The sequence below is a fragment of the Bacillus sp. JJ783 genome (assembly GCF_036963225.1).
GTDB lineage: Bacteria > Bacillota > Bacilli > Bacillales > Bacillaceae_G > Bacillus_A > Bacillus_A cereus_U.
The window spans coordinates 50,572-61,527 of record NZ_JBALMG010000064.1 but is presented as its reverse complement, the minus strand read 5'-3'; the positions used below and the strand labels follow the sequence as shown (position 1 = coordinate 61,527).

Genomic DNA, 10,956 nt, shown 5'->3' with positions numbered 1-10,956 from the left:
GACTTCGTGGTCCTACTGGACCGTCGGGCACACCACTCCCTGTAACTATAGCAGCAATAGGAAATTCTAATCCACAAACTATATCACCTGGAACAAATATCCAATTCGATCAAGTTTTCGAACTAAATAATCTCTCTTTTAATGACACTTCAGATACTTTAACTATTTTAGAAACAGGAGTATACGATATTAGTTTCTCAGCATCTACAACCTTCCCGGGTTCTTCACCGTTTGGATTCGGTATTTCATTCAACGGTCAACCACCTACTCGTAATTTTTCAACTAACGTTATCGGTAGTGCGGTTTCTTTCTCCACAATTATTACTTTAACAGCTGGTACAACAATCTCTGTACAACCTACAGTAAATACTATTTCCATCCCTAACACTGGTGACACAACAGCTACACTATCAGTTTTCCGAATTTACTAACTTTTAGTTTTTATCTTATTTTTGAAAGACAAAGAATGTTTAATTTATAGTAATTTGTATTATTTTGATTGCATGTTAAATCTCTCTTTTAATAAAAAGGAGCACTTATTTTGGAGGATAAGTGCTCCTTCTTTACGTTTCTTTACTTCAAATTTACTCTAGCTTAATCCTCTTTTTGTATGATAAATAGTGAAGACAAAGACATGAAAGAGGGATGATAATGAGAATTATATCACTGACACGTTTTTGGTTTGTTCTTATGGTTTGCATAATTTTATGTATAGGGTTTCTTTTAACTCTAAAATATTCAAATGTTTCAAAAGCAGAAAGAAAAACAATTCCATACGAACTTCTGTATACAAAACAAAACAACATCCCGTATTCCTCTTCCACACAAAATGAAAAAAAAGTTATAAAAGGAATGCTTATTACAGAAGCTTCTAGTTATGAAAACCTACTTCAAATCGCTGAAACGATTAAAGATCAATATAAAAATAAAGACGTTGATGAAATAACACTCTCTATCCATAATGAAAATACTGGAAGTTTCGAAGAGGAATTACCATATGAACCTATTAGTAAAGGAATAATAACCGTCACGTTTGATTCTCAATCCTTCGGCAGGACTAATATTACGCTAAACAAATAAACTGAAGCTTTAATAAGTGGCGCTTTTCCCATCCCCACTTATTATTAAGTTAAACCAATCACATTTTTATAGGCAGCTCGATTCTCACCTAACTTCTTTTCTGTTGCCACATTTTGAATCGAGATAAAATCACTCATTTCTCATAAAAAAGAGGCGAACTCGTTATTCGCCTCTTTTTTTACCAAAATGGAATCCACTCTTTTACTTTATCTATCCATTCATTTTGCTGTTCTTTTCTTTGTTCTTCCTCTTCTTTTCGTTTTCTCTCTTCTTCTTTCCTTCGTTTTTCTTCCTCAATCGTTTTTAATTGTTTTGTATAATCCGCCTCAGGTATTAGTGATAACTGAAATGCCTTTTGAGTTGGATTTCCATTCGCTTTCTTCATAATGTCCCGGAACATTGTCGTTGTAATTTGGCTGCCTCCTGGCACATAATGCTCACTATCCGTTTTATCATACCCTACCCAAATCGCACCTACTAAATCCGGTGTGTATCCAACAAACCACGAATCCTTCGCACCAGTGCTTGGTCCATTTACAAGCTGGGTAGTCCCTGTCTTGCCTGCGGTATCGATATTATTAACTTTCGCTTTTTCACCTGTTCCCCTTTCAATAACACCTTTTAATAAGTATGTCATCTTTTGGGCAACTTTCTCATTCGTCACACGAGTTTCTTTCTTATACCATTTTCCAATTGTTTCCCCTTCAGCATTTTGGATTTCTCTAATGGCATGAGCTTCTACTTGGACACCATCATTTGCAAATGCGCTATACGCTTGAGCCATTACAAATGGTGAAGTCCCTACATGCATACCCCCTAAAGCAATCGGATACGTACGGTCTTCAGGATCTAATGGAATACCAAACCGCTCTAAAGATTTCAATCCTTTATCTAATCCAATTTGCTCTAATAGCCAAACTGCTGAAACATTATATGACTTTGCCACTGCTTCATACATCGTTACATTACCATGGAACGTATGATCACTATTTTGTGGTGCATATTCTTTAATATTAAACGGTTCATCTTTTAAGACATCGTATACTTCATATCCTTGCTCTAACGCTGGTACATACACTGCAAGAGGCTTTAACGTTGAACCTGGCTGTCTTTTTAATTGTGTTGCATGATTAAACTGTAAAAATTGATAAGGACCTCTACCTCCAACTAAAGCCGGAACACCACCAGTTTTTGGATTCATAAGGACCACTCCAGTTTGCATAAGCTGATCTGAACCACTATCTTTAAAATAACTATCATTATTCACAACATCTTCAACCGCTTGTTGTTTTTTCGGGTCAAGTTCCGTATAAATACGATAACCACCTGCTAAAATTTCATTTTGTGTTAATTCATACTTGTCCATCGCTTCTCTAACAATATAATCTACGTATTGAGAATATTTCCCCTTATATTTATCGTCAACACCACGTCGTAATACAAGACCTGATTCTTTCTCCTGACTATATTGTTCTTCAGAAATATACCCTTGCTCCTTCATTAAACCTAATACGACATTACGTCTTTCAATTGATTTATTAAAGTTTTTATACGGCGAATACGCAGATGGCGCTTTAATTAATCCTGCAATCGTTGCAGCTTCTGAAATTGTTAAGTCTTTTACCTCTTTATCAAAATACGATTTAGCTGCTCTTTTTATCCCCCAAGCACCTTCACCAAAATAAATTTGATTCATATACATTTCAATAATTTCATCTTTCGTATAAGTACGTTCTATTTTTTTCGTTAGAAAGTATTCCTTTATTTTCCGTGAGAATGTACGGTCTTGCGTTAAAAATACATTTTTTGCAAGTTGTTGTGTAATTGTACTACCACCTGCCACAACTTCACCAGCTGTAATGTTCTTAAATACAGCACTTATGATTCCACTATAGTAAATACCATGATGACTAAAAAATTCCTTATCTTCTACTGCAACAATTGCTTGAACCATAATATCAGGAATATCTTTCCTCTTGACCCCTTCTGTTTTAGAAGAAGCTAATTTAGTCGCAACTTCATTATTTGCATCATAAATTAAAGTCGGTTGTGGCACAGCTTGTTTTAATTCAGATATATCTTGAATGGAAATTATTATATTTACAGCAATAAATAGAGTAACAAGCAAACTTCCCAATACAATTAATGAATTGCGTAGTTTCTTCCTCTGATTGAACCACTCAAGCGTTTTTTTAAAGTGAGTGTTCTTCAATTTCATTCGTTCACTTCCTTCGTTTGTTTACACGCTTCTTTTTAAAAGGAAGAATATACCTCCTTTTAAATTTATTATAATAACGTAGTCGAGTCGTTCCTATAGTGTAAAGCTTTTCTTTCACATTCATACTTTTTACAAGAAAAGGACATTCTACAAGTAAGATATTCACCATTGATATTAATATTATTAATACAACAATGTGAGTTATGTTAAGTTTTTGTAAACTTTTCGATAAAATGTTTTAAAAAACGACAGTTTTTTGTTAGAATTGACTAGCCAATATATTTTACATATATTACTTTTGTGGGGGTAACAATAATGGTCTTTAAATCAAAAAAAGATAAATTTTCTGAAATGCTAATGAACGTTTCCGAAAATTTAAAAGAAGGCGCGCAGTTTTTCGTGGAGTATAAAATTAAAAATGCTAGCGATTTAAAAGAGTTTTCTATGCGCATGAAAGAATATGAGTCAAAAGGTGACTCATTTATTCACGAAATCATTATGGAGCTAAACAAAGCGTTTATTACTCCTATTGAACGTGAAGACATCCTACAGCTTGCAATGAGTATGGATGATGTATTAGACGGATTAGATCACAGTGCTGGTCTGTTCGAAATGTATTCTATTACAGAAGCTGATGAATACATGATTAAATTCGTAGAAGCAATTAATCAATGTGCAATTGAAATTGCAAACTCTGTTGAACTACTGTCTAAAAAGAAGTTAGTCGACATTCGTACGAACGCTATTAAGATTAAGGATTACGAGTCACAATGTGATGATATTCGCCGTCATGCGATTAAGCACCTATTCTCTCGTGAGAAAGATCCGATTAAGATTATTCAATTTAAAGAGATTTACGAAGAGCTTGAAGAAGTAGCTGATAGCTGTCAAAGCGTTGCAAACGTATTAGAAACAATCATTATGAAGAACGCGTAAGGAGTTTGATCATGGATACACTCTTGATACTGACCGTTTTAGTAGTCATTTGCGCTTTAGCTTTTGACTTTATCAATGGATTTCACGATACAGCAAACGCTATTGCAACGGCTGTTTCAACGAAAGCTCTAAAGCCTAGACATGCAATTGTTATGGCAGCTATTATGAACTTTTTAGGTGCAATGACATTTACAGGTGTAGCAAAAACTATTACAAAAGATATCGTTGACCCGTTTGCCTTGCCAAATGGTTCTCTTGTAATTTTAGCTGCTTTGCTTGCGGCAATAGTCTGGAATTTGCTCACTTGGTACTATGGCATTCCAAGTAGTTCTTCGCATGCAATCATTGGCGCAATCGCTGGTGCAGCAATTGCTGCTGCTGGTATTAGCTCATTAAACTATAAAGGGTTTATAAAAATTCTTGAAGCTTTAATCATTTCACCGATTATCGCCTTTGTTATTGGTTACATCGTATATAGTATTTTTAAAGTGGTCTTTAAAAACTTTAACTTAACGAAAACGAACAAGAACTTCCGTATATTCCAGATTTTCACTGCAGCATTACAAGCTTACACACATGGTACGAATGATGCACAAAAAGCAATGGGAATCATTACGATGGCTCTTATGGCCAATAACTATCATACTTCTGACGACATCCCGTTCTGGGTACAATTATGTTGTGCAATCGCAATGGGTCTTGGTACTTCTGTCGGTGGATGGAAAATTATTAAAACTGTCGGTGGACAAATTATGAAAATTCGTCCTGTAAATGGTGTAGCTGCTGATTTATCATCATCACTTGTTATTTTCGGTGCAACATTCATTCACTTACCGGTTAGTACAACGCACGTTATCTCTTCTTCTATTTTAGGGGTTGGTGCTTCACATCGTGTGAAAGGTGTAAAATGGGGAACTGCAAAACGCATGTTAATTACATGGGTTATTACACTTCCTATTTCAGCTTCTTTAGCTGCATTATTTTACTACTTATTACACTTAATCTTTTAATCAAAAGTCGTCTTCCTTATTTTTCTAGGAAGACGACTTTTTTGTGAACAAGCCTATTTCTTATTAAAAAGCGTGTATAATGATTGATGGATAAGTTATATAGAGGAGTTGGCAATTTTGGAATACATCATGTTACTTTTCATCGGATTAATCGCCGGGACAGTCGGGAGCCTAGTCGGACTTGGAGGCGGAATTATTATCGTTCCGTTATTAATTGGATTACACAGTTTATCACCACAACTCGCAGTAGGAACTTCTATGGTAACCGTCGTTTTTACGGGGCTGTCTTCTACCCTTACTTATATGAAACATAAACGGGTAGATTATAAAAGTGGACTTATTTTATTTATCGGGAGTGGCCCTGGTGGTATCATCGGATCATGGGCAAACAAATTTTTAAACCAAGATACATTTTCTTTATACTTTGGGATTTTTCTTATATTCGTCTCCATTCTTCTTATACTACGAGACAAATTGAAACCTCTTTCCCTATCAAATATGACTGTAATTAAGCGATCTTTTACAGATAACGAAGGAAATACTGTAGACTATCAATTTCCACCATTTCTCGCTATCTTTATTGCCTTTATAGTTGGATTTATATCCGGATTATTTGGAATCGGTGGTGGTGCCTTACTTGTGCCAGCGATGATGCTCCTTTTTGCGTTCCCAGCACACATTGCTGTAGCAACTTCAATGTTTATCGTATTTCTCTCAGCAATTGTAAGTTCTTTAACTCACATCTCTCTAGGAAATGTCAGCTGGGCTTATGCATTAATTCTTATTCCTGGTGCATGGATTGGCGGAAAAATCGGGGCTTATATTAACACAAAATTAAGTGGTAATGCAGTAATTAATTTATTACGTATCACATTAATTATTCTTGGAACTAGATTAATCATTACTTCATTTTTATAACGCGTTCTTTCTAGAATGCGTTTTTTCTTATACACATGAATATAAAAAGGCTCCTAGGAGAACAAATAAAACTAAACAAACACTTAATAGCATAAAATTTGAAATATGTACTTTCTTCAAGTTGATCACTCCTATAGCTATGACTGTTATCTTTATGATAGCGAAAAAACAGTTATCTTACAGTTACAAAGTGCTAACAATGCAAAATCATTTATTACAAATTTTATCCTTATATTTCATTTCTTTGTATAATCTATCGATTCAATAAAAAAAGATGTCATATTGACATCTTTTTAGTGAAGAAGTGACCATCCCATAAAGTCTTCATGTACTTGGCACGCCCTCTTATCGTTTCGATCATATAATTCAGCATAACTATCTGTTTCTTCATCATAAGCCATCGTATAAATAATTTGGCCATCTATTTCAACGGATAAAACGACTCCACCTTTCATCTCTTCTACATGAATGATAGCATTCGCCGGAATTCTCATATCCGTCATCTTCATCGCATCTAACAATATACTAAACCCCCTACAGCGTATTCATTGCTAGTACTATTACACACTAAATAGTATACTACTGTAATAGCATACATTTCGTCAATGAAATTGCTGTTTAAAAAGCATATTGTCTTTACACATATACGCTAAAATATAAGAAATAGAAATATTTTAATGGGGGGCTAACATTGATTCTACATAAGGGAGATGTATTATTCCGTCAAGGTGAGGACGGTCCATTATATTTTATAAAAACAGGTTTATTAAAAGTTATTCGGTTAGAAGAAGACGGAACACCATTTTTATTTAATATTATCGTTCCTGGTGAAACGATACCTCACCATTCTTTAATTTCACCGAAAGAATATCACGGTACAGCTATCGCTTTAATGAAAACAGAAGTGGAGCCTATAATTAGCAATGAATGGTACGACAAACTTCAAGCAAATCCTGCATCATATGAAAATATCGCTATACAATTACAATCGAAGTTAAGAATGATGCAACAGCGTATCGATCAATTGACAACTGTCTCTCCTAAAGAGCGCCTTCATCGTTTACAAGAATGGTTCACCTTATATTTAGGTGACATCCCTATTTATGAAATATTAACACAAACTGAAATTGGTCAGCTCATAGGTGTACGCCGCGAAACAGTTAATCGCTTATTAAGAGAACAAGCAAAAAACGAGGTAAAATAATACCTCGTTTTTTGCTTGGCAACATTAATCTATTGTAAGCTTGCTGCGGGACCGAAAAATTCATAATGAATGTTCTCTTGTTTAACACCCAAATCAATTAATGCAGCATTTATATGCTTCATAAATGGTACTGGACCGCAGAAATAAAATTCTGCTTCAGTTGTTGGAATAATAGTTTGTAACCATTCACGTTCAATGAATCCTTCTTTATCAAAATTCTTCATTTCCACATCTTGCTCTGTCGGTGAAGAATAGCAAGTATATGCTTTAACTTGTTCATACTCTTTTTCTACTGTCTCAACATGCTCTTTCATCGCATGTGTATTACTATTTATCGCCGCATGAACAAAGCATACATTACGCTTTGATTCTTGTTCAATTAGCGTATTTAACATGCTCATCATCGGTGTAATCCCTACCCCACCACTAATTAGTACAACAGGTAATGTTGAATCCATATTTAATACGAAATCTCCCGCTGGTGCACTTACTGGTAAGACATCTCCTTCCCCTACATGATCATGTAAGTAATTAGATACTTTACCACCTGGTGTATCTACACCTTTTTCTTTCTTTACACTAATACGATAATATTCTTTTCCTGGAGCATCAGACAAGCTATATTGACGATTATGTGTATATGTTTCACCTTTAATATTTATTTGAATCGTTACATATTGTCCTGGGATGAATGAAGAAACTTTCCCGCCATCTTCAGGTTTTAAATAAAATGATGTAATAACGTCGCTTTCCTTCACTTTTTTAACAATCACAAAGTTGCGGAAATCTTTCCATCCACCTTCTTTATGTGCAGCTTCTTCATACATACCCGCTTCAATGCTAATGAATGCATCAGCAATGACGCCATACGCTTCTCCCCATGCATTTAAAACTTCATCAGGTGCGCCTGCGACCTCTTTAATCGCTCGTAGTAAGCATGTACCTACTATTGGATAATGCTCTGCTTTAATACCTAAACTTCTATGCTTATGACCGATTTGTTTTACAACTGGAATAATAGCTTCTAAATTATCAATGTACGTTGCAGCTGCATAAACAGCGTTTGCTAACGCTTGTTGTTGTCTTCCCTTTTTCTGATTCGTATGGTTGAAAATATTCAATAACTCCGGATGTTCCGAAAATAAAATTTGATAAAATCTCGTTGTAATTTCAACGCCTTTTTCCTGTAATAACGGTACTGTTGACTTTACGATTTCAATTGTTTTTGCACTTAACATTGTATCCCACTCCTCTATTTCCTTAACTGTTTTTAGTTTAACTGAATTGTATAATACATATTGTGATTTTAATCACTATTAACACGGTGTTTTTGTGAAAAATATATGAACAATGCACATATTAAGTAAATTTTAATTAGCCCTCATTAATTGTGCTCAAAAAAAGCTAACTAGAATTCTAGCTAGCCTACTACTTTGTTTGTATCGCTTGTTCAATTACTCTTATATTCTGCCCATCTCCAAACTCTGTATACCCCCATATATTCGTTTCACCTTTATATTTATTCACAAGTATATCCAGGTCATGGTATACGCGATGAGCATAGATTACATACTCCATATTCTGAAGCTCCACACCTTTTTTTACAATTTCATAACTTCTATTCACATCGCGTTTTATTTTTTCATTTTTTATTTCTTTATGTATATTTTTTAAAGAGGCTTCTTGCTCTTGAAACCATTGTTTAAAATGTTTCCAGTCCCCATCTGTATATTTCTCTGCCTTACCATAATTCAAGAAATTATTATAACTTTCATGTGTCGTACGAACAAAATCGAGTGTCTTCTTCTTCTCTTGTACCTCTTCTATTTGTGCTACTGTATTTACTCCAGCAGACTTATTCGCATAATATAATAGTACTTTCATAAGACTATAGCTCGCTATTGCCATCACAGTAATAGTTACCAATACACTTAACAATCTCTTCATATACAGAACCCCTTTTCTACTATGAATATTACAATGTACTGTTACACTTGTAACATTCTCTCGTAGAAATATAATTCCTGTTTAAATCCTTCTTGTCATTTCGACACTATTTTCCTACAAACTTCTCCTTGGTAAATGCTCTTGTAAAACAACATAACCTTCATAAGCTGTATAACCGAGTATAGCCATTAATCCGATATAACAAGCAAATACTGTCCATTTCGTTTTCGTATCGACTTTATAATAATTTTCTTGTTGTTCTTTTTCTGTTTCCCATTCATTTAATTTTCTTTCTGACATTTCAAATGCTTCTCTTATATGAATTGTATGCATTTCTTTTTCATCTTCATATGGGACATAATCAAGCGGCTCAAACTTTGGTAAAAGGTACTCTAGCACTTCAATCTTTTGAAGTTCTCCTGTTTTTAATTCTTTTTCACGTTCTCTTTGTTTTAATACATTCATCTCATGGTGAATCATATAAATCGTTCGATGCACCGCACCAGTTTCTTTTAATTCCTCTTCAAGCCTAGCAACATATGCTTTCATTCCATCGATTCTATATCCTAATTCCTTAATCGGCTCATCTCTCTTTATTACTCTATATAGTTCCATGCAGCCGATAATAACAATAAATCCTCCCAAAATACTCTTATAGTAAATAGAATAGCCGAGTAGTAAAACTAGCCCTGCTCCCCAAATTTTCGTACTTACAACTGAAATTATTCGTCCACCATCTAACGGAGAAACTGGAATTAAGTTAAAGAAATTAATCATACTGCCAAGTAAAATAATAAGCGCCCAAAACGGCTCTTTCGTTACCAGATAAAGTGGAATCGCGGGTAAAAATGAAAGCAATCCGAAAAGAGGTCCCATATAGGCAATGTATGCTTCATCTTTTGCATTTTTCGGCATCTCTTTCATCCCAATAAGAGCCCCCATAAAAGGTATGAAGATTGCTGGCGATGTTGGTATACCTTTCTTTCGTGCTGCCCATAAATGCCCCATCTCATGTACAAACAACAAATAAACGAGTGCTACCCCAAACTTCCAACCATATATGACTGCGTATGCACCAAGCGATAAAAACATACTAAATACAGTTGAAAATTTTGCTAACTTAAAAATGGCAAATACCCATTTTAACTTAGACAGTAAAAATAACCCTATTGCAACGATAACTCCCCATAATCCTTTTTTATTATTTTTCATTTTCCTCTCCTTTATCTCGCTTTACTGAGCCATATACACTCATCAAAACTTATTCTTTTCTCTATTATGACATATTTTTTTCTATTGTTAGAAATAATGTTTATTTCATCCATTTTTAGCCAAAAATAAAAATAAAAGGAGGTAAATACAAATGAAATTACAATCTCTTATGATAGGCGCTCTATCGTTTTTAGCTTCAACTCTTATTTTTTATACCGTCAGCTACGTATTATTATTAGATTGGTTGCCAAATCACTTATTTATAGCCCTTATTATTCTTTCTGCTCTTATGATTTCTTTTCTAATTACACGAAAATCAATGAATGATCCATCTGCAAAAGCAAAATAATAGAGGGGGACCTTTCCCCTCTATTATCATTTCCTAGGAAAGGCCATATAGACTTTACGATTCATATTTATCCCGCTATTTG

General features: G+C 34.4%; 12 protein-coding genes. 7 read left to right on the top strand and 5 right to left on the bottom strand.

Going from position 1 to position 10,956, the window contains the following annotated elements; translation table 11 throughout:
- On the top strand, nt 1-431 hold a 431-nt coding region (locus V7038_RS14895; RefSeq protein ID WP_335470686.1), incomplete at its 5' end, for a Gly-Xaa-Xaa repeat protein.
- Nucleotides 432-651: 220 nt separating this feature from the next.
- Entirely contained in the window at nt 652-1,080 is a 429-nt protein-coding gene (locus V7038_RS14890) for a hypothetical protein (RefSeq protein ID WP_335470683.1), read from the top strand.
- Nucleotides 1,081-1,258: 178 nt separating this feature from the next.
- Here V7038_RS14890 and V7038_RS14885 read toward each other — a convergent pair whose 3' ends face one another.
- Nucleotides 1,259-3,298 carry a transglycosylase domain-containing protein gene (locus tag V7038_RS14885; protein WP_335470682.1) on the bottom strand — a complete coding sequence of 680 codons (2,040 nt, stop codon included), beginning with the start codon at nt 3,296-3,298 and terminating at the stop codon, nt 1,259-1,261.
- 315 nt (nt 3,299-3,613) lie between these two features.
- Between V7038_RS14885 and V7038_RS14880 the strand changes: the two genes are divergently transcribed.
- The 3 genes from V7038_RS14880 to V7038_RS14870 all read left to right on the top strand — a co-directional run bounded on the left by V7038_RS14880 (nt 3,614) and on the right by V7038_RS14870 (nt 6,162).
- Nucleotides 3,614-4,234: a DUF47 domain-containing protein gene (locus tag V7038_RS14880; RefSeq protein ID WP_000231445.1), complete on the top strand. Its 621-nt coding sequence runs from the start codon at nt 3,614-3,616 to the stop codon at nt 4,232-4,234.
- A gap of 11 nt (nt 4,235-4,245) precedes the next feature.
- Nucleotides 4,246-5,244 carry an inorganic phosphate transporter gene (locus V7038_RS14875; protein WP_002149443.1) on the top strand — a complete coding sequence of 333 codons (999 nt, stop codon included), beginning with the start codon at nt 4,246-4,248 and terminating at the stop codon, nt 5,242-5,244.
- A gap of 117 nt (nt 5,245-5,361) precedes the next feature.
- Nucleotides 5,362-6,162, top strand: coding sequence for a sulfite exporter TauE/SafE family protein (locus V7038_RS14870; protein ID WP_002158631.1), 801 nt, complete (start codon nt 5,362-5,364; stop codon nt 6,160-6,162).
- A gap of 293 nt (nt 6,163-6,455) precedes the next feature.
- On the opposite strand, the gene V7038_RS14865 is transcribed toward V7038_RS14870, so the two are convergent.
- A complete protein-coding gene (locus V7038_RS14865; protein ID WP_000883004.1) occupies nt 6,456-6,683 on the bottom strand; it encodes a hypothetical protein in 228 nt (75 codons plus the stop codon).
- 170 nt (nt 6,684-6,853) lie between these two features.
- Here V7038_RS14865 and V7038_RS14860 point away from each other — a divergent pair, with 170 nt between their 5' ends.
- A complete protein-coding gene (locus V7038_RS14860) occupies nt 6,854-7,366 on the top strand; it encodes a Crp/Fnr family transcriptional regulator (protein WP_002149445.1) in 513 nt (170 codons plus the stop codon).
- A 29-nt stretch (nt 7,367-7,395) separates the two neighbouring features.
- Here V7038_RS14860 and hmpA read toward each other — a convergent pair whose 3' ends face one another.
- The 3 genes from hmpA to V7038_RS14845 form a co-directional block, all read right to left on the bottom strand.
- On the bottom strand, nt 7,396-8,604 hold the full coding sequence (gene hmpA / locus V7038_RS14855) for an NO-inducible flavohemoprotein (RefSeq protein ID WP_335470680.1): 1,209 nt from the start codon (nt 8,602-8,604) through the stop codon (nt 7,396-7,398).
- 190 nt (nt 8,605-8,794) lie between these two features.
- A complete protein-coding gene (locus tag V7038_RS14850) occupies nt 8,795-9,313 on the bottom strand; it encodes a hypothetical protein (protein WP_078174431.1) in 519 nt (172 codons plus the stop codon).
- Between the two features lie 114 nt (nt 9,314-9,427).
- On the bottom strand, nt 9,428-10,525 hold the full coding sequence (locus V7038_RS14845; protein ID WP_335470677.1) for a site-2 protease family protein: 1,098 nt from the start codon (nt 10,523-10,525) through the stop codon (nt 9,428-9,430).
- A gap of 151 nt (nt 10,526-10,676) precedes the next feature.
- On the opposite strand from V7038_RS14845, the gene V7038_RS14840 reads away from it, so the two are divergent.
- Nucleotides 10,677-10,874: a hypothetical protein gene (locus tag V7038_RS14840; protein ID WP_335470675.1), complete on the top strand. Its 198-nt coding sequence runs from the start codon at nt 10,677-10,679 to the stop codon at nt 10,872-10,874.
- Nucleotides 10,875-10,956: the final 82 nt, after the last annotated feature.